Genomic DNA, 20,253 nt, shown 5'->3' on the forward strand with positions numbered 1-20,253 from the left:
ATATTTGGCCCTAGATTGCTCGCATGTGCACCGCATGCGAGTGGGCCCCGCATTTCGCCGCGCTGACGGCGAGTCGCCGCGCGGTGTTGCGCGCGGCCACGGTGACCCTGGCCGTCGCCGCGGCCGGGACGTTGGCCGCCTGTGCCCCGCCGGAGTCGCCCGGGCCGGAGTCGTCCGCGCCGGGCACCGGCGCCGCGCCCGATGTCGTGTTCCACAACGGCCGCGTCCACACCGTCGCCGGGCCCGTCCCGTGGGCGCAGGCGGTGGCCGTCACCGGCAACACCATCAGCTATGTCGGCGATGACGCCGGCGCCACCGCCCTGGCCGGTCCCGGCACCCGGGTGATCGACCTGAACGGCCGGCTGCTGATGCCCGGTTTCGTCGAGGGCCACACCCACCCCTTCCTCGGCGCATTCCTGACCTCCGGGGTCGACCTGCAGGTGCCGACACTGGCCGATGCGCTCGATGCCATCGCCGGCTACGCCAAGGACAATCCGACCGGCCCGGTCCGGGGATTCGGTTGGCGGGTGGACATGTTCGGCCCGGACGGCCCCACCCGCGCGGATCTGGACCGGGTGCTGCCCGACCGTCCCGGCTTCTTCTTCGCCATCGACGGCCACAGCCTGTGGGCCAACAGCACGGCCCTGCAGATGGCCGGGGTCAGCCGGGATACCCCGGACCCGGTGCCCGGCTTCAGCTACTACGCCCGCGACCGGGACGGCGAACCGACCGGGTATGTGCTGGAGGTCAACGCGGTGCTCGGCCTCGTCGACGCCGTCGAACCGATCTCCCCCGAGACCATGGGCACCCTGGTGCAGGGCTGGCTACCGAAGGCGTCCGCGGCGGGCATCACCTCCGTCTTCGATGCCGGCGTTCCGCCCATCGGGGATGACCAGGCCGCCATCCTGCGGCTCTACACCGATATCGAAGGGCGCAACGAACTGCCGTTCCGGGTGGTCGCCTCCTACTCGGTGCGCACCACACCGATCGAGGGCACCGTCGAGAAGTTCACGGCGCTGCGTGCCCAGGTCACCGGCGAGTTGGTGTCGGTCGACGTGGTGAAGATCATCGGCGACGGAACCCAGGGTGGGTACACCGCCTGGCTCATCGAGCCCTACGCCGACAAACCCGATTCCACCGGCGCCTCCCCGTTCACCGAGGAGCAGTGGCACCGGTTGGTCGCCGACGTCGACGCCGCCGGGTTCGACGTCCACATCCACGCCTGCGGTGAGCGCACGGCACGCGTCGGCCTCGACGCCATCGAACGGGCCATCGCGGCCAACCCGCCGCGCGACCGGCGCCACGCCATCGCGCATCTGGTCTACGTCGAGGACGCCGATGCACCGCGCTTCGGGCAGCTGGGGGTGACCGCGCAGTTCTCGGCGAACTGGATGTCGGCCGACCCGGACACCATCGAGAACATGGGTGCGCGCTACGGGACGCCGCGCAAGGATCTGCTCTACCGGCCGCAGGCGGTGCTGCGCTCCGGTGGTCGGATCTCGCTGGGCACCGACTGGCCGGCGGCCGGCTACTTCTCCACCTACAAGCCGCTGGATTCCATCCAGATCGGGGTGACCCGCCGGCTGATCGGCTCGGCCGATGCCGCGGTGCTGGTCCCGGCCGATGAGCGGCTCACGGTGGAGCAGGCCGTGCACGCCAACACCCTCGGGGCGGCGTACCAGATCCGGCTGGACGACCGGGTGGGCTCGGTGGAGGTCGGCAAGCGGGCCGACCTGATCGTGCTGGACCGCAACATCTTCGAGATCGACCCGGACGACATCCACACCGCCACCGTCACCATGACGATGATGGACGGCCGGATCCGGCACGAGGCCGGTTAGCGCCGCACGACCGCCGTCTTCGTCGCCAGATCGTGCAGGCTGCGCTGGTCGGAATCGGTGAACAGCGCCGGGATCACCAGCGCCGCCAGCAGACCGCGGACCACGGCCCGGCCGAACCCGACATGTTGGCGGTTGTCCACCGACACCACCATCAGTCCCAGCGCGAGCTGCCCGGGGGTGAACCCGAACAGCCGGACCGACACCGCACCCAGGACGAACCAGACCGCCAGCACGACGGTCGACATCATCGTCAGCGACACCAGACCCAGCGACATGCCCAGCGCCGTCAGCCCGTAGGCGATCAACCAGTCGACCAGCAGCGCGGCGGCGCGGCGGCCGAAACCGGCGATGGAACCCGAGCCGTACTGCGGCAGGCCCAGCCGGTGCCCGGGGTAGTCGCCGCGATCCTGGCCGGGCGCGCCCGTGCCGGTACCCGAGTCGAAGGGTTCCGGTCCGGACAACCATGATGAGATCCCGCGGGCCATGCGCCCAGCATAGAGCGGCGTCATTGCGTAACTTCTACGCAACATATGGTTGACGACCGTGCAACATGGTGTCCATAGCGTCAACGCGCGGGTCACCAGAAAAGGAGAATTCGTAGTGGCAGAAAAGACCTCGGATGACATCTTCAAGCTGATCAAGGACGAGAACGTCGAATACGTCGACATTCGGTTCTGCGATCTGCCCGGTGTGGTCCAGCACTTCTCGATCCCGGCGGTTGCGTTCGACGAGAGCGTGTTCGAGGACGGCCTGGCCTTCGACGGCTCCTCGGTGCGCGGCTTCCAGTCGATCCACGAGTCGGACATGATGCTGCTGCCCGATCCCGCGACGGCGCGCATCGACCCCTTCCGCAAGGCGAAGACGCTCAACCTCAACTTCTTCGTGCACGACCCCTTCACCCGTGAGGCCTACTCGCGCGACCCGCGCAACGTGGCCCGCAAGGCGGAGAACTACCTGGTCAGCACCGGCATCGCCGATACCGCCTACTTCGGCGCCGAGGCCGAGTTCTACATCTTCGACTCGGTGACGTTCGACTCGAAGATCAACGGCACCTCGTACGAGATCGACTCCGAGTCGGGCTGGTGGAACACCGGCGAGCCCTTCGAGGCCGACGGGAGCCCGAACCTCGGTTACAAGGTCCGCCCCAAGGGTGGCTACTTCCCGGTGGCCCCGTACGACCACTACGTCGACCTGCGCGACGAGATCGCCACCAACCTGCAGAACGCCGGATTCGTCCTGGAGCGCGGCCACCACGAGGTGGGCACCGCCGGCCAGGCCGAGATCAACTACAAGTTCGACACGCTGCTGGCCGCGGCCGACGACGTGCTGCTGTTCAAGTACATCGTCAAGAACACCGCGTGGAAGAACGGCAAGACCGTCACCTTCATGCCCAAGCCGCTGTTCGGCGACAACGGTTCGGGCATGCACGCCCACCAGTCGCTGTGGAAGGACGGCAAGCCGCTGTTCCACGACGAGTCCGGTTACGCCGGCCTGTCGGACACCGCCCGGCACTACATCGGCGGCATCCTGCACCACGCGCCGTCGCTGCTGGCATTCACCAACCCGACGGTGAACTCCTACAAGCGTCTGGTGCCGGGCTACGAGGCCCCGATCAACCTGGTCTACAGCCAGCGCAACCGGTCGGCCGCCGTGCGGATCCCGATCACCGGCAACAACCCGAAGGCCAAGCGCCTGGAGTTCCGCGCGCCGGACAGCTCGGGCAACCCGTACCTGGCGTTCGCCGCGATGTTGATGGCCGGTATCGACGGCATCAAGAAGAAGATCGAGCCGCTGGCCCCGGTCGACAAGGACCTCTACGAGCTGCCGCCCGACGAGGCCGCCAACATCCCGCAGGCCCCGACCCAGCTGTCCGCGGTGATCGACAAGCTCGAAGAGGATCACGAATACCTCACCGAGGGTGGCGTGTTCACCGAGGACCTGATCGAGACCTGGATCTCCTACAAGCGGGAGAACGAGATCATGCCGATCCAGATCCGCCCTCACCCGTACGAGTTCTCGCTGTACTACGACGTGTAAGTCGGCACCTAGTACCAGCGCGAGCAGACACGAAAGTGCCCCAAATCTTCGGATTTGGGGCACTTTTGTTGGGGGTACCTCCCGCTTGCGGGGGACTGCTCGGCGCGCTCGCCGCAGTAAGGCAACACCTGTCTCATGGACTCGGTAGGGTCCCCAGACATGATCAATCTGACTGATCGTCTGGATGCACTCGCCCCTGCGGTGCTGAGCCTGGTCCGGATCGTGTTCGGTTTCCTGTTCACCCTGTTCGGCACCTCGAAGATGTTCGGCTGGCCGATCGCCATGGCACAACCACTGGGTGCCTGGCCGGTCTGGTACGCCGGCCTCATCGAATTGGTCGCCGGACTACTGATCCTGGTCGGCCTGTTCACCCGCGCCGCGGCGTTCCTGGCCTCCGGCACCATGGCGGTGGCCTACTTCTGGCAGCACCAACCGTTGGGACTGTGGCCGATCGTGCCGGTCGAATACGGCGGCAACGGCGGGCTGGACCCCATCCTGTTCTGTTTCGTGTTCTTCCTGCTGGTATTCACCGGGGGCGGGACCTATTCCCTGGACCGGGTGAGAAGTCGCACAACGACGGACTAGCCAGTAAACGGACCGCGGTCCTAATATCTCCTGCATGGCATCGACCAATCTGGACACCAAGCTCTCGCAGTTCGCGCCCGTCGTGCTCTCGGCGTTCCGGATCGTCTTCGGACTGCTGTTCACCGTGCACGGCACCCAGAAGCTTTTCGGCTTCCCCACCGCCATGGAGAGCGGCACCGTCCCCGCCGGCACCTGGCCCTACTGGTATGCCGGTGTCATCGAACTGGTGCTCGGCCTGCTCATCTTGACCGGCCTGTTCACCAGGATCGCGGCATTCGTCGCCTCCGGCGAGATGGCCTACGCCTATTTCACCGCGCACCAGCCCAAGGCGCTGTGGCCCATCGACAACGGCGGTGAGCTGACGGTGCTCTACTGCTTCGCGTTCTTCCTGCTGGTGTTCATCGGCGGCGGGTCGATCGCGCTGGACAGTGTGCTGCGCAAGCGGCGCGCCGGCTAGACCGCAGGCCGCGCCCAGGCCGGCATGATGAAGATGCCCTCGGCCTCCACGGTGACGCCGTCGGCATCCAGGATCTGGCCGCGCGCAAAGGCTTTGATGCCCTCGGTACGGTCCACCCAGGCCTCGGCGCGCAGCGGACCCAGCGGTGTGCCGCGCAGATACTTCAGCGTCAGGGTGCCGGTGAAGCGCGGTTTGACCAGGCCCTCACTGGCGACCTCACCCAGGATGTGATCGAGCACCAGCGCGCAGATGCCGCCGTGCACCCGTCCCGGCGGGCCCTCATACGGCGCCCCGAGACTGAACTCCGACCAGCACCGCCCGTCCTCGGTGTGCTCGATGGTCAGCGGCGGTGCGATCGCATTGCGCAGGCCGATGGCCGGGTCGGCCCAGGTGACGGGCCGGCCGGTCTCGGCATGGCGCATGGTGCGCGGGCCGTCGTGGTGCCGGCTGTCCAGATCCGCGGTGACGGCCTCGATGGCCGCCTGGGCACGGCGGATCGTGTCATCGTCGGCGCCGGTCCGAATGCCGGCATGGACGAGTTTGCGGATCGCTTCCGTCAGCGGCCCGTACAACGCCTGCTGACGATCATGCTCGTCGGCGCTGATCTCGGCGTAGCTCTGCATGGGGCCTCCTGGTCAGAACGACTTCTCCCCCGGTTCTATCAGCTCCGCCGCGCCGCCCCGGAATCGGGGCAACAGGGTCGCCGTCACCGTCCCCGTGTGATTAACTCCAGTGCGATTGACGTCAACGTCAAAATAGGGGGCGCAGGGGTGGGACACGCACGACACATCGGTCGGGTCGGCGCGCTCGCCGTCGCCCTCGGCATCGGTGCCGCCGTCGCCTCGCCGGTCGCTTGGGCGCAACCCGATACCGACAGCACCGGACCGAGCAGCGCCTCGGAATCGGCGAGCACGCCCGACTCTCCCGCCGGCCAGGAACCGGCCGCCACCCAACCCGAGGACACCGACACCGACACCGGGGACACCGACACCGGGGACACCGACGTCGAGGAAGCGGACCCCGACAGCGACTCCGAGGCCGACGAACCCGAGGCTGCCCTCACGCCCAGGAAGAAGAAAACCGCCCACACCACCCGCACCGTCACCGAACCCGCCGACGCCCCGGTGCAGATCGAACGCGTCGCGGATCCCGAACAAACCGCGGAGCCCCTCCACCCCGCGGAACCGACCCGCCACACCGAGCCCGTCGAACCCACCCCGGTCACCGCTGCAACCGAAGAGGTTGTACCGCAATCGGTTCCCGTACCCACCGCGCCCACCGCGGCCGAGGTCGTCGGCGCAACCGTCACCGCATCGACGACTCCGTCGGCCGGTGGTGGCCAGACCACCCCGCCGGCGGCCGCACCCGGACTCTGGACCCTGCTCGCCGCGGCCCGCCGCGAGATCGGCACAACCGCCGCCGTCGCCGGCCAACCCGTCGTCGGGCAACCGGTGCTCTCCGCACCCGATCCGGTCACCGGGGCGGTCAGCGGGCGCATCGTGGCCACCGACCCGGACGGCCACCGGCTGACCTACACCGTCCTGGTCCGCCCGGCCCAGGGCACCCTCACGTTCAGCGCGGGCACGTTCACCTACACCCCGACCGCCGCCCAGCGCATCCTGGCCGGCCTGTCCACCGTCGATCCGGCCACCTTCACCGTCAGCGTCACCGACGGCCGCACCCCGGCGGTGACGACGACGGTCGCGCTCGACATCGACCCGGCCCCTGCCCACCTCCTGAACCCGATCAGCACCGGGCGCCAGGTGTCCGCGGTGGCGACCACGAACAATCGTGCCTACCTTGCCGATTCAGCGTCCGGCACGCTCACCGTCGTCGACACCATCAACGGCACCGTGATCACCACCATCACCGTGGGCGCCGATCCGGTGGCGGTGGCGGTCAAACCGGACGGCAAGACGGTCTACGTCGCAGGCGCCGCCAGCCGCACCCTCACGGTGATCGACACCGCCACCAACACCGTGCGCCGCCAGATCGCGCTGAACTTCACCCCCACCGCGCTGGCGATGGCACCGGGCGGCGGGTCGCTCTACATCGGTAGCGCCACCGGCAAGATGGCCAAGCTCGGCACCGGTAGCAACCGTATCCAGGCCTGGGTCGCCAACACCGCGGGTGCCACCTCCATCATGGTCACCCCGAACGGGAAACGGGTGTACGTCACCACCGCCACCGGCGTGGCGGTGTACTCGACCGCCTCGTGGTGGAATCACACCGCGAAAACCATTGTCGGCACCGCGGATTCGTCGGCGCTGGCCATCAGCCCGGACTCCCGCACGGTCTACGCCGTGGCCGGCGCCACGGTCCGGGTGCTGGAGACCGCCAAGAACACGATCGTCTCCGAGTTCACCACCGCCGAACCGGTTCTGGACGCAGCTGTCAGCAGGGACGGGTCACTGCTGATGCTCACCGGACTCGACGGCGCGTTCACGGTGTACGGCACCGCCGACCACACCGCGCTGACCGCGCTCGACACCGGCGGGACGGCCGGCGGAATCGCCACCAGCCCGGACGGGATGCAGATCTATCTCACCGACGGCGACGCGCTGCGGGTGGTGTCGCTGGTGCCGCCCAACCTGCGGCCGGTCGTCGCACTGCCCGCCGCGACCGGCGACCCCGTCACCGGCGTGGTGACCGGGTCCACCGGCGTCACCGACGCCGACGGCGACCGACTCACCATCACCGTGACCGCGGCCCCCACCAAGGGCGTCATCACCTTCGCCGCCGACGGCACCTTCACCTACACCGCCACCGCCGCCAACCGGCACAAGGCCGCAGCCGCCACCGCAAAGCTGACCGACCTCACCGATTCGGTCACCATCACCGTCGACGACGGCCGCCGCGGAGTCGTCCAGCAGACCATCACGCTGGCCGTGCTGCCCGCCAACACCGCGCCGACCTACACGCTCACCGTGGGACGACCCAATGCCACCACCGGGGTCATCACCGGCACGGTGTCGGCGAGCGACGCCAACAAGGACCGCCTCATCTTCGACGGCACCGCCACCACCCTGGGCGGCACGCTGGTCGTCGGCGCGGACGGGAAGTTCACCTACACCCCCACCGTCACCGCCCGGCACGCCGCGGCCACCGCCGACCCGGCGGCCAGGATCCATCACCTGGGCATCACCATCGACGACGGTCACGGTGGCATCGTCACGGTGCCCGTCGCCGTCACCATCACGCCCCGCAACACCGCGCCGAGCACCGCGACCGTCACCGATCTGCTGGCGCACAACGGCACCGGCAGGGTCACCGGCGCCATCGCCGTCAGTGACGCCGACGGTGATCCGCTGCGCTTCACCGTTGCCGCGGCGCCCACCCGCGGCACGGTGGTGCTGTCGGCCGACGGCAGCTTCGGCTACACCCCCACCGCCGCCGCCCGGGCGGCCGGCGCCGGCACCGACTCGTTCACCGTCACCGTCGACGACGGGCACGGCGCCACCCAGACCGTCACCGTGTCGGTCGGCATCGCCGCGTCCACACCGGGCAACACCCTGCCGGTGACCGCCGCGGTGGCGTACACGTCCTCGGTGAACACTGTCACCGGCGTGGTGACCGGGCAGATCGCGGTCACCGATTCGTCCCCGCTGAGCTATCTGCTCGCCTCCGCCACCCCGACATCCGGCACGCTCACGGTCGACGCGGACACCGGGACGTTCGTCTTCGCGCCCACCGTCGTCGCGCGCTACCGGGCGTGGTTCACCCCGGGCGACGACGCGCTGACGTTCACGGTGTCGGCACTGGACGGGCAGGACGGCATTCCCGTCGATGTCACCATCCCGATCGCCGCGGTGCACCCCGACGTCGACGGCACCCTCACCCTCGCCGAGCTGCGGAACCTCGCGTCGACCGGCCACCTCGACGTGGGCCGCAACGCCGCGGGCAAGGTGCGCAACATCGACGGGACGTTCACCGTCGACACCGTGGCCGATACGGCCTCCGCCGCGGCACTGCTCAACCGGATCTCGACGCTGCTGGGCATTCCCGCCGGCTTCGCCACCGCCGCCGATATCTCGTTGTCCACCAACGACTTCGGCTCGGTGTTCTACCGGCTGCGGCCGACGGTGAACGGGCTACCGGTGTTGGGCAGCGAGGTCGTGCTGAGCACCGACGGTGCCGGCACGGTGACCGGACTGGTCAACAACTACAACCCGGCGATCACCGGGGTCAGCACCGTGCCGATCGGCACGGTGGACCGCGCCGCGAAGGTCATCGAGCTGGTCAAGAACGACCTGGTGTCCGATCTCGGCGGCAGTCCGAGCGCCGCGGTCCGCGATGCCTTCCTGGCGACACTGCGCTTCGACACCGAACTGGTGATCTACGCCGAGGATCTCAACAACGCGCCGCAACTGGCCTGGCGGGTGAACGTCACCTCGGCCGCCGACAGCAGCTATCCGTCGATCGGCGTGCGCTACGTCATCGCCGCCAACGGCGCCGAGCCCGGCAAGATCATCTCCGAATTCTCCAGTGCCCAGCACGCGCTGGCACCGGTGCGATCCTCGGGCACCGATCAGCTGGGCAAAATCCGCACCGTCACCGCCGCCAACACCGGCACCTCGATCGTGCTGACCGATGTCACGCGCAACATCAGCACCTACGCGACGAAGTACCAGAGCACGTGGTCGAACCTGCCCAGCATCCCCGGCGATATCGTCGGCTACACCACCAGCTGGCTGCGCTCGGCGGTGTCCGCGCAGGCGAACATGGTTCGCGTATTCGATTACTACACCGCAGTTCTGGGCCGCGACTCGTTCGACGACAACGGTGCCGCGATTCAGCTGAGCATCGACTACAACCCCAGCGGGTCGGCGGCGCGCGGGTGGCGCAACGCCGCCTGGACCGGTTCGGTGATGGTGTTCGGTGACGACGGGAACACCCAGGCCGCACTGGATCTGGTGGCCCACGAATACACCCACGCGGTCATCGGCCACATCAACGGGCTGGCCTATCTGGGCGAGTCCGGCGCCATGAACGAGTCCTACGCCGACATCATGGGCGCGCTGATCGAGAACAAGACCGGCGGTGCCCGCTGGCTCTTCGCCGAAGACGCCGCCGGAAACCCATACCGCGACATGGCCGATCCGTCCGACTACCGCCAGCCCGAGCACTATGCCAACCGCTACGTCGACAGCTGCGGCTGCAATGCCGACGACGATTTCGACTATGTGCACTCCAACAGCGGGATCCTGAACTTCGCCGCCTACAAGATGATGGACGCCACCAAGGAGCAGATCTCCGGCGAGCAGTGGGCCCGGGTGTTCTACGACTCGCTCTACCGACTGCCCTCGACGGCCAAGTTCGTCGACGCTCGCTACGCCATCATCGCCAGCGCACGTGCCTTCGGCTTCACCGCCGCCCAGATCGACACCGTGAAGGGCGCGTTCGACGCGGTCGGCATCGTGGCCGACCGGCTGAACTAGGCGCCGAAGACGTTGCGCACCACGGTCTTCGCGCGCCGGGTCACCCGCAGGTAGTTGTCCAGGAACTCGCCGCCGTCCCCGTTCGGCCAGCCGGCCGCCGCGGCGACGGCATTGAGCTGACGGCCGGGGCCGGGCAGCTGATCGGTGGCCTTGCCGCGCACCAGCACCAGCGCGTTGCGGGCCCGGGTGGCCGTCAGCCACGCCTCGCGCAGCTGTGCGACGTCGCCCTCGGCGAGCAGTTCGGCCGCGCCGATGGCATCCAGGCTCGCCAGCGTCGAGGTGTTGTGCAGCGCCGGTATCTCGTGCGCGTAGCGCAGCTGCAGCAGCTGCACGGTCCACTCGACATCGGCCAGACCGCCGCGGCCCAGCTTGGTGTGGGTGTTGGGATCGGCACCGCGCGGCAGCCGCTCGGCGTCGACGCGGGCCTTCACCCGGCGGATCTCCTGCACCGCCTGAGCGGACACGCCGCCGGCCGGGTAGCGGGTCTTGTCGGCCAGCAACAGGAACCGCTCACCCAGTTCCAGGTCGCCGGCCACCCGGTGCGCGCGGAGCAGCGCCTGGATCTCCCAGGGCTGCGCCCACTGCGAGTAGTAGGCCGCATAGGAGGCCAGGGTCCGCACCAACGGACCGCTGCGGCCCTCCGGGCGCAGCCCGGTGTCGACCTCCAGAGGTGGGTCGGCACTCGGCGTTCCGAGCAGTGCGCGGACCTGCTCGGCGACGGTCACCGACCACTTGACGGCCACCGACTCCTCGGCACCGTTGTCCGGCTCGCAGACGAACATGACGTCGGCATCGGAGCCGTACCCGAGTTCGCCACCACCGAGGCGGCCCATCCCGATCACCGCGATACGGGCCGGCGGACCGTCCTTGGGAGTCCTGTCGCGGATCACCACGTCCAGGGCGGCCTGCAGCACCGCCACCCAGATGGAGGTCAGCGCCCGGCATACGTCGGTGACCCCGAGCATGCCCAGCAGGTCAGCGGAGGCGACGCGGGCCAGTTCCTGGCGGCGCAGCGTGCGCGCGGCGGCGATCGCCCGCGCCGGGTCCTGGTACCGCGCCGCCGAGGCGACCAGAGCCCGGCCGACGGTGTCCGGGTCGGTGTCGAGCAGTTTGGGTCCCGACGGGCCGTCGGCGTAGAGCTGGATCACCTCGGGCGCCCGCATCAGCAGGTCGGGGATGTAGGCCGAGGTGCCCAGCACCCGCATCAACCGTTTGGCGACCGCGCCCTCGTCGCGCAGGCTCGACAGATACCAGCGCATCTCGCCGAGTTCTTCGCTGATGCGCCGATAGGACAACAGGCCGGCGTCCGGGTCCGGGGTGTCGGACAGCCAGTCCAACAGGGTCGGCAGCAGCACCTGCTGCACCCGGCCCCGTCGCCCACCCTCGCCGGTCAGCGCGGCCAGATGGGTCAGCGCACTGCTCGGGCCCTCGTAGCCGAGTGCGGCGAGCTGACGCTCGGCCGACTCGGTCGACATCACATCCGAGATACCGGGTTTGCCAACCGATTCCAGCAGCGGCTGGTAGAACAGCTTGGCGTGCAGCCGGGACACCCGGTGGCTCTGCCGCTTGAGTTCGTTGCGCAGCACACCGAGCGCGTCGTGCTGTCCGTCGGGCCGGACATGCGCGGCCCGGGCCAGCCAGCGCATCGCCTCCTCGTCATCGGGCTCGGGCAGCATGTGCGTGCGCTTGAGGCGTTGCAACTGCAGCCGGTGCTCCAACAGCCGCAGGAACTCATATGACGCGGTCAGGTTGGCGGCATCGTCGCGGCCCACATAACCGCCGCTGCCCAGTGCGGCCAGTGCGTCCACCGTCGAGGCGACATGCAGTGCGTCATCGGTGCGGCCGTGCACCAATTGCAGTAGCTGAACCGCGAATTCGACGTCACGCAGCCCGCCGGTGCCCAGCTTTATCTCGCGGTCCCGCACGCCCGCCGGCACCAGCTCCACCACCCGGCGACGCATGGCCTGCACGTCCGGCACGAAATCCTCACGCTCGCAAGCGGTCCAGACCATCGGCATCAGCGCCTCGATGTAGCGGGCGCCGAGCTCCGGGTCCCCGGCCGCCGGCCGGGCCTTCAGCAGCGCCTGGAATTCCCAGGTCTTCGCCCACCGCTCGTAGTAGGCGACATGGGATTCCAGGGTGCGCACCAGCTGACCCTGCTTGCCCTCGGGTCGCAGCGCCGCGTCCACCTCGAAGAAGGTGTCCCCCGCGAAGCGCATCATCTCCCCGGCGACCCGGGTACTCATCGCGTCGGCGTTCTCCACCACGAAGATGACGTCGACGTCGCTGACGTAATTCAGCTCCCGGGCACCGCATTTGCCCATCGCGATCACGGATATGACCGGGGCGGGGTTGTCCGCGCCGCAGACCGTGCGCTCGGCGATTACCAGTGCCGCGGCCAGCGCGGCGTCGGCCAGATCGGACAGATGTTCGCCGACGGCACTGAACTGCACCACCGGTTCGTTCTCCACGGTGGGCGCCAGGTCCAGTCCGGCCAACACCAGCAACCGGTCCCGGTAGCGGGTCTTGAGCTCCAGGCTCGCCATCCGCAGGTCGGCGATGTCCGCGGCCGCGGCGCGGAACTCGTCGCGCAGGGTGTCCCGGTCGGGCAGCTTCACCTTGCCCGCGAGCAGGCGCCAGGACTGCGGCCGGGCGACCAGGTGATCACCCAATGCCAGCGATCCGCCGAGCACCGAGAACAACCGGCCGCGCAGCGACTTGTCGGTCAGTAACGCCTGGTTCAGCTCGTCCCAGTCACCTTCGAGCGCGTCGGCCAGGCGCACCATCGTGCGCAGCGCGGCATCGGCGTCGGGAGCCCGGGACAGCGACCACAGCAGTTCGACATGGTCGTCGGTGTTCCAGCCGAGCCGGTCCAGGTCCGCGCGGGCGGTCAGCTCGACCAGACCCAGGCGTCCGACACCGGGCAGCTTGGGGCGCTGGGTCGCGGGTTTGGCCACCCTCCCAAGTTACAGCGACAGGTAGTTCTTCAGCTCGAACGGGGTGACCGTGCTGCGGTAGTTCTCCCACTCGGTGCGCTTGTTGCGCAGGAAGTAGTCGAACACGTGCTCCCCCAACGCTTCCGCGACCAGTTCGGAGGACTCCATCTCCGCCAGCGCGACGCCCAGGCTGCCCGGCAGCTCCTTGTAGCCCATCGCGCGCCGCTCCTCGGTCGTCAGGCTCCAGACGTTGTCCTCGGCCTGCGGACCCAGCACGTAGTTCTTCTCGACCCCGCGCAGGCCGGCGGCCAGCAGCACCGCGTAGGTCAGGTACGGGTTGCAGGCCGAATCGGGGCTGCGCACCTCGATGCGTCGCGAGGATGCCTTGCGCGGGGTGTACATCGGCACCCGCACCAGGGCCGAGCGGTTGGCCGCACCCCAGGACGCCGCCGTCGGCGCCTCCCCGCCGTGCACCAGCCGCTTGTAGGAGTTCACCCACTGGTTGGTGACGGCGCTGATCTCGCTGGCATGCTCCAGGATTCCGGCGATGAACGACTTCGCCACATCGGAGAGCTGCAGCGGATCGTCGGGACTGTGGAAGGCGTTGGTGTCGCCCTCGAAGAGGCTCATGTGGGTGTGCATCGCCGAGCCGGGGTGCTCGGAGAACGGCTTGGGCATGAACGAGGCCCGCACGCCGTCACCGAGCGCGACCTCCTTGACCAGGTAGCGGAAGGTCATCACGTTGTCGGCCATCGACAGGGCGTCGGCGTAGCGCAGGTCGATCTCCTGCTGGCCGGGCGCGCCTTCGTGGTGGCTGAACTCGACCGAGATGCCCATCTGTTCCAGCGCGTCGATGGCGTGCCTGCGGAAGTTGGGTGCCGAATCGTGCACGGCCTGGTCGAAGTAGCCGCCATTGTCGGCGGGCACCGGCGGCTCGTCGTCGTTGCCGGATTTGAGCAGGAAGAATTCGATCTCCGGATGCACGTAGCAGGAGAAGCCCAGATCGCTGGCCTTGGCCAGCTGACGGCGCAGCACGTGCCGCGAATCCGCCCAGGACGGCGAGCCGTCGGGCATCGTGATATCGCAGAACATCCGCGCCGAATGGTGCCTGCCTGCGCTGTCCGACCACGGCAGCACCTGGAAGGTCGACGGGTCGGGACGGGCCACCATATCGGCCTCGGACACGCGGGCGAAGCCCTCGATGGAGGAGCCGTCGAACCCGATGCCCTCCTCGAAGGCGCCCTCGAGTTCGGCGGGCGCGATGGCCACCGATTTCAGGTATCCGAGCACGTCGGTGAACCACAACCGGACGAAACGGATATCCCGTTCTTCCAGCGTGCGCAGCACAAATTCCTTCTGGCGGTCCATAGGCGAAGCCTAGGTACCGGCTGTTAAATCTGTGTTACACACGCGTCGCGGTTCAACACGTCAGGCCGGGGGCCGGCTGGGCCAGGTCGGTCAGGAAGGCCAGCACCGTGGTGTCGACGCAGGCATCGCCGTTGAACACCACGGTGTGCTGGCTGCCGTCGAAGGTGACCAGCGGGGCCTGCAACTGCCGGGCCAGGTTGACCCCGGCCGCATACGGCGTGGCCGGGTCGCGGGTGGTCGAGACGACGATCACCTTGCCCGGCCCCGGCGAGACCGCCGCACGGGCGTCCCGGGTGGCCGGGACCGGCCACAGCGCACAGATGTCGCGCGGGGCGGAGCCGGTGAACGTTCCGTACTCCATGAACGGGGCGGCCGCGCGGGTGCGCCGGTCGGCCTCCACCCACACCGCCGGGTCCGGGGAGTAGCGGGCGTCGACACAGCGGATCGCGGTGAACGCGTCCTGTTGGTTGCGGTAGTGACCGGCCGCGTCGCGGCCCAGGTAGTCGTCGGCCAGCATCAGCAGGTCGCCGGGATCGGTGCCGCGCTGCAACCCGAGCAGACCGCTGGTCAGGTACGGCCAGTACCGCTTGGCGTACAGCGCATTGGCGGTGCCGGTGATGGCGTCGGAGTAGCTCAGCCCGCGCGGGTCCGTGGTGGCGGCCGGACGCGTCACCAGCGGGTCGATCAGCTGGTGGTAGCGCGCCACGAACTGGGTGGGATCGGTTCCCAGCGGGCAGGCCGGCGAGCGTGCGCAGTCGGCGGCGTACTCGTCGAACACACCCTGGAAACCGGCCAGCTGTGCGACGTTCTCATCGATCGGGTCGGCCGCGGGGTCCAGCGCCCCGTCGAGCACCATCGCCCGCACCCGGTCCGGGAACCGTTCGGCGTAGGCGGTGCCCAGTTCGGTGCCGTAGGAGAAGCCCAGATAGCTGATCTGCTCGTCGCCGAGCGCCGCGCGCACCGCGTCCATGTCGGCGGCGGCAGTGTCGGTGCCGACGGAGGCCAGGAAGTCCGCGCCCATCGCGTTCAGGCAGGCCTGGCCGAACCAGCGGTAGACGTCCTCGATGTGCGCCACACCCGCCGGGCTGTAGTCGACCATCGGCTCACGCCGGTAGGCGTCGACGTCGGCGTCGCTGCGGCAGCGCAGCTGCGGGGTGGAGTGTCCGACCCCGCGCGGGTCGAACCCGACCAGATCGAAGCGCCGCCCGATCTCGGTGTCCGCCAATGCCGTTCCCATGTCGGCGACGGTGTCGACCGCCGAGGCGCCCGGCCCGCCCGGGTTCACCATCAGGGTGCCGATCCGCTCCCCCGACGCCGGCACCCGGATCACCGCGAGCTGCGCACCGGACACGTCGACGGTGCCGCATTCGGCGGTGGCGATCAGTGGCCGGTCACCGAGGAACTGCGCGCACCCACCCCACACGACGGCCGCCTGCGCGGGCGCCGAGAGCGCGCCGGCCAGCAGCAGCGGGGCCAGCAGCATCGCGAAAAGCCTGCCCGCCAGCCACATGCCGGCCATGTTTGCATGCCTGCGGCGCCCCGCCGCGCCGCGAACCGGTGCAGAGACCAGACGGTGACGCAGCCGTGACCATCACCCCTGCCGGGTCAGCAGCGGGTGCCCTCCGGCGGGACGGCGACGTCGACCAGGTACCGGGTGGCGATATCGTCGACGCACCTGTTGCCCTGGAACACGACCGTGTGCTGGGTGCCCTCGAAGGTCAGCAGCGTGCCGCCGAGCTGGCGGGCCAGGTCGACACCGGCCTGATACGGCGTCGCCGGATCGTTGGTGGTGGACACCACCAGGGTGGGCGGCATGTCCTGCACGCTCAGTTCGTGCGGTTCCGAGGTCGGCGGCACCGGCCAGAACGAGCACGTCCCCATCGGCGCGTTGCCGGTGAAGTCGCCGTAGCTCATGAACGGGGCGACCTCGCGGGCCTGGCGGTCCTGCTCGATGACGGCCGCACGGTCCGTGATCGGCGGTTCGTCGACACAGTTGACCGCGATCCGGACGTCGGTCGAATTGTTGTAGTGGCCGTTGGCATCCCGGCCCATGTACAGGTCGGCCAGGGCAAGCATGGTGTCGCCGCGACCGGCCCGCAGTTCGGTCAGCGCGTCGGTCAGGTGGCGCCACAGGTTGGGCGAGTACAGCGGCAGGATGGTCCCGACGAGTGCGTCGCCGTAGCTCAGCCCGCGCGGGTCGCGGGTCTTGGCCGGGTCCTCCACCAGCGGCTCGACCATCGACTTGTAGACATCGGTCGCCTTGGCCGGATCGGTACCCAGCGGGCACTCCGGATCCTTCGCGCAGTCGGCGGCGTAATCGTCGAACGCGGTCTGGAAGGCCTTGGCCTGGCGCAGGTCGGCCTCCATGGGGTCGGCGTTGGGATCGACCGCGCCGTCGAGGATCATCGCGCGCACCTTGTCCCCGCCGAACAGTTCGGCGTAGGTGGCGCCGATCCGGGTGCCGTAGGAGAACCCCAGGTAGGTCAGCTTGTCGTCCCCGACGGCCTCCCGCATGGCATCCAGATCCTTTGCCACGCTTTGGGTTCCGATGTTGGCCAGGAACTCCTCGCCCATCTTGTCCACGCAGCGGTCGACGAAGGCCTGGGTCTCGCCCTCGATGTGGGCCACCCCGGCGTCGTCGTACTCCACCACCGGGTCGGCGCGCAGCCGGTCGTTGTCCTCATCGGAGTTGCACCACAGCGCGGGCCTGGACGCGCCGACCCCGCGCGGGTCGAAGCCGACCAGGTCGAACTGTTCGCGGACCGGTTGCGGCAGGCTGCCCACCAGCGAGGCGGCCGCCTTCACACCGGACTCACCGGGCCCGCCCGGGTTGATGAACAGGGTGCCGATCTTGGTGCCGGTGGCCTTGATTCGCATCATGGCGATCTGCGCGACATCGCCGTCGGGTTCGTCGTAGTCCACCGGGACCGACAGCAGCCCGCACTCGGCGCCGGTCGGGATCTGCGCCTCGCCGGCGCCGGCCTCACACGGCGCCCACTGCACCGGTGTGCCGGGACGCGGCGCCGACAGCACGGCACGACCGTCGACGGCGTTGCTGCATCCGGAGACCAGGAGCAGCGTCATCGAGGCCGCGAGAATCCCGCGCGTGAGGTTCATGGCTGACCATGCTGCCATGCGTGGGCATTGCGGCAGGTGAGGCCGGGTGCCCGGGCGCGCTAACGACGGGTCGCGGCCACCAGTTCGGCCAGCTCGACGCCGAAGTCGTCGGCCATCTCCCACAGGTCGGGCAGCAGTTCCGGGCACGAGATGATGCCGACGTCGAGTTTGCCGCACAGCGACATGACGGTGATGTTGAGGCCCGAGCCGTGGAAGATCGGCCCCAGCGGATACATCGCCTTGACCTCACAGCCCAGCAGGTACAGCGGAATCTGCGGTCCGGGCACATTCGACACCACCAGGTTGTGCACCGGGGCGGCGGCCGACAGCTTGCTACGCGCGTACACCCGCATCGCGACGCCGAAGACGGCGGGCGCGGCGAACTGCGTCCAGTCCTGCAGCAGGGTGGCACCGATGGCCGAGCTGTGTTGTTTGGCCACCGAATTGGCCTCGGCGATGGCCTTGAGCCGTTGCACCGGGTCCTCGATGTTGGTGTGCAGCGAGGAGAACATGCCCGACACCTGGTTGCGGCCGGGGCGGTCGGACTTGTCGTGCACCGACACCGGGATCATGGCCACCAACGACGATTCGGGCAGTTCGTCGCGGTCGAGCAGGAACCGTCGCAGCACCCCGGAGACCAGTGCCATCACCACGTCGTTGACCTTCACCCCGAAGTGGTCCTTCACCGTCTTGATGTCATCGAGGTCCATCTCGGCGAACGAGATGTTGCGGTGCGCAGTCACATTCGCGTTGAACGCGGTCTTCGGCGCGGCGAAGGGCGCGGCCATGGTGAGGCCCTTGGTGGCCCGGCGCGCGGTGTCGAGAACGGTCGACACCGTCGAGGGCAGCACGTTGACCAACTTCAGCGGGCGGGTGACGAACCGGATAGCGCCGTTGACCGCGATCTCCAGTTCGGTCGCCGAGCCCGGGCCGTCCACCGGATCGGGCGGCGGGGCATCCGGTTCGGTGGTGCACAGCGTGGACATCAGGTTGGCGCCGGTGACACCGTCGACGGCTGCGTGATGAACCTTGGTCAACAGAGCCAGCCGGCCACCGGCGTGCGCGTCGGTGCCCGCGACGTTCTCGATGACCCACATCTCCCACAGCGGGCGGCTGCGGTCCAGCGGCAACGAGGCGATGTGACCGCAGATCTCGGACAGTTCGGCCCGGCCACCGGGTGCCGGCAGACCGATGCGGTGCAGATGTCGCTGCACGTCGAAATCGGGGTCGTCCACCCACACCGGGTGGTCGAGGTTGAGGCGGCTGTCGGCGAGCTTCTCGCGGAACTCCGGCATCGCCTTGATGCGCATCGTCAGCTCGTCGCGCAGCCGGTCGAAGGTGTATCCGCCGGGCACGGTGGAGGTGTCCAGTTCCAGGATGGAACACACGTGCAGCGGCTGGGCGGCCGTCTCGAGATAGAGGAAACTGGCGTCGAGTCCGCTGAGCCGTTGCATGCTGCCGATGGTAGGTCGGGCCGATGGTGGTGTGAGCAAATCCACTTAACCGGCCGTTCACCTCGGCAGGGCACGGGTGGCACACTTGAGGGCGTCAGAAGACCCGGGGACCCGGATGGGCCTCGAGGACTACCCGACAACGACACATCGAGGACACAGATGTCTGAGCAGTCCGTTTATGGTGCCGGTAATACTCCCGCCGAGGCTGATTCGTCCGCTCCGCGGACCAAGGTGCGTACCCACCACCTGCAGAAGTGGAAGGCCGAAGGCCACAAGTGGTCGATGCTGACGGCCTACGACTACTCCACCGCCCGCATCTTCGACGACGCCGGTATTCCGGTACTGCTGGTCGGTGACTCCGCAGCCAATGTCGTCTACGGCTACGACACCACCGTCCGCGTCACCATCGAGGAGCTCATCCCGTTGGTCAGCGCGGTGGTCCGCGGCGCGCAGCACGCGCTGGTGGTCGCCGATCTGCCCTTCGGCAGCTACGAGCGCAGCGTGGATCAGGCGCTGGAGACCGCGACCCGGTTCATGAAGGAGACCGGTGCGCACGCGGTGAAGCTGGAGGGCGGCGAGCGGGTGGCCCCGCAGATCGCCGCGATCACCCAGGCCGGCATTCCGGTGATCGCGCATATCGGATTCACCCCGCAGAGCGTCAACGGACTCGGCGGGTTCCGGGTGCAGGGTCGGGGTGACGCCGGTGACCAGACCATCCACGATGCGATCGCGGTGGCCGAGGCCGGCGCGGTGGCCGTGGTGCTGGAGATGGTGCCCGCCGAGCTGGCGACCCAGATCACCGGCAAGCTGACCATCCCGACCATCGGTATCGGCGCCGGGCCCAACTGCGACGCCCAGGTGCTGGTGTGGCAGGACATGGCCGGGCTGACCTCGGGCAAGACCGCGAAGTTCGTCAAGCGGTTCGCCGAGATCGGCGCCGACCTGCGGCGTGCCGCGGTGCAGTACGCCGACGAGGTGGCCGGCGGGGTCTTCCCCGCCGAGGAGCACTCCTACTAGCCG

General features: G+C 68.9%; 13 protein-coding genes. 6 read left to right on the plus strand and 7 right to left on the minus strand.

Translation table 11 applies throughout. The annotated features are described in order from the left end of the window. The first annotated feature begins 23 nt into the window (after positions 1-23). Positions 24-1,841 carry an amidohydrolase gene (locus BST17_RS04535; protein ID WP_083055749.1) on the plus strand — a complete coding sequence of 606 codons (1,818 nt, stop codon included), beginning with the start codon at positions 24-26 and terminating at the stop codon, positions 1,839-1,841. Here the strand turns inward: BST17_RS04535 and BST17_RS04540 are convergent. Further along, on the minus strand, positions 1,838-2,326 hold the full coding sequence (locus tag BST17_RS04540; RefSeq protein WP_083055750.1) for an RDD family protein: 489 nt from the start codon (positions 2,324-2,326) through the stop codon (positions 1,838-1,840). The two genes, BST17_RS04535 and BST17_RS04540, sit on opposite strands and share 4 nt — an antisense overlap. Before the next feature lie 115 nt (positions 2,327-2,441). On the opposite strand from BST17_RS04540, the gene glnA (BST17_RS04545) reads away from it, so the two are divergent. The 3 genes from glnA (BST17_RS04545) (at position 2,442) to BST17_RS04555 (ending at position 4,920) form a co-directional block, all read left to right on the plus strand. Next, positions 2,442-3,878, plus strand: a complete 1,437-nt coding sequence (gene glnA / locus BST17_RS04545) for a type I glutamate--ammonia ligase (RefSeq protein WP_083055751.1) — start codon at positions 2,442-2,444, stop codon at positions 3,876-3,878. A gap of 159 nt (positions 3,879-4,037) precedes the next feature. After that, positions 4,038-4,463: a DoxX family protein gene (locus BST17_RS04550; protein WP_083055752.1), complete on the plus strand. Its 426-nt coding sequence runs from the start codon at positions 4,038-4,040 to the stop codon at positions 4,461-4,463. Positions 4,464-4,497: 34 nt separating this feature from the next. Beyond that, positions 4,498-4,920, plus strand: a complete 423-nt coding sequence (locus BST17_RS04555) for a DoxX family protein (protein WP_083055753.1) — start codon at positions 4,498-4,500, stop codon at positions 4,918-4,920. On the opposite strand, the gene BST17_RS04560 is transcribed toward BST17_RS04555, so the two are convergent. Beyond that, positions 4,917-5,543 (minus strand): PaaI family thioesterase, encoded by a 627-nt coding sequence (locus BST17_RS04560; protein WP_083055754.1) that lies wholly within the window; start codon positions 5,541-5,543, stop codon positions 4,917-4,919. The genes BST17_RS04555 and BST17_RS04560 overlap by 4 nt on opposite strands. Positions 5,544-5,690: 147 nt before the next feature. Here BST17_RS04560 and BST17_RS04565 point away from each other — a divergent pair, with 147 nt between their 5' ends. Then, complete coding sequence (locus BST17_RS04565) at positions 5,691-10,358, plus strand: cadherin-like domain-containing protein (protein WP_083055755.1); 4,668 nt, start codon at positions 5,691-5,693, stop codon at positions 10,356-10,358. Here the strand turns inward: BST17_RS04565 and BST17_RS04570 are convergent. From BST17_RS04570 to BST17_RS04590, 5 genes are all read right to left on the minus strand, one after another. After that, the gene (locus tag BST17_RS04570) at positions 10,355-13,315 is read right to left on the minus strand and encodes a bifunctional [glutamine synthetase] adenylyltransferase/[glutamine synthetase]-adenylyl-L-tyrosine phosphorylase (protein ID WP_083055756.1); all 2,961 of its coding nucleotides are present in this window, start codon (positions 13,313-13,315) and stop codon (positions 10,355-10,357) included. The genes BST17_RS04565 and BST17_RS04570 overlap by 4 nt on opposite strands. A gap of 9 nt (positions 13,316-13,324) precedes the next feature. Then, positions 13,325-14,662, minus strand: a complete 1,338-nt coding sequence (gene glnA, locus BST17_RS04575) for a type I glutamate--ammonia ligase (protein ID WP_083055757.1) — start codon at positions 14,660-14,662, stop codon at positions 13,325-13,327. 52 nt (positions 14,663-14,714) lie between these two features. After that, complete coding sequence (locus BST17_RS04580; RefSeq protein WP_083055758.1) at positions 14,715-16,181, minus strand: alpha/beta hydrolase; 1,467 nt, start codon at positions 16,179-16,181, stop codon at positions 14,715-14,717. 86 nt (positions 16,182-16,267) lie between these two features. Next, positions 16,268-17,779, minus strand: a complete 1,512-nt coding sequence (locus BST17_RS04585) for an alpha/beta hydrolase (RefSeq protein WP_207573570.1) — start codon at positions 17,777-17,779, stop codon at positions 16,268-16,270. Positions 17,780-17,838: 59 nt separating this feature from the next. Then, entirely contained in the window at positions 17,839-19,233 is a 1,395-nt protein-coding gene (locus BST17_RS04590; protein WP_083055760.1) for a WS/DGAT/MGAT family O-acyltransferase, read from the minus strand. A gap of 159 nt (positions 19,234-19,392) precedes the next feature. Here BST17_RS04590 and panB point away from each other — a divergent pair, with 159 nt between their 5' ends. After that, positions 19,393-20,250, plus strand: coding sequence for a 3-methyl-2-oxobutanoate hydroxymethyltransferase (gene panB, locus BST17_RS04595; RefSeq protein ID WP_083055761.1), 858 nt, complete (start codon positions 19,393-19,395; stop codon positions 20,248-20,250). The last annotated feature ends 3 nt before the right edge of the window (positions 20,251-20,253 follow it).

The sequence above is a fragment of the Mycolicibacterium bacteremicum genome (assembly GCF_002086115.1).
GTDB lineage: Bacteria > Actinomycetota > Actinomycetes > Mycobacteriales > Mycobacteriaceae > Mycobacterium > Mycobacterium bacteremicum.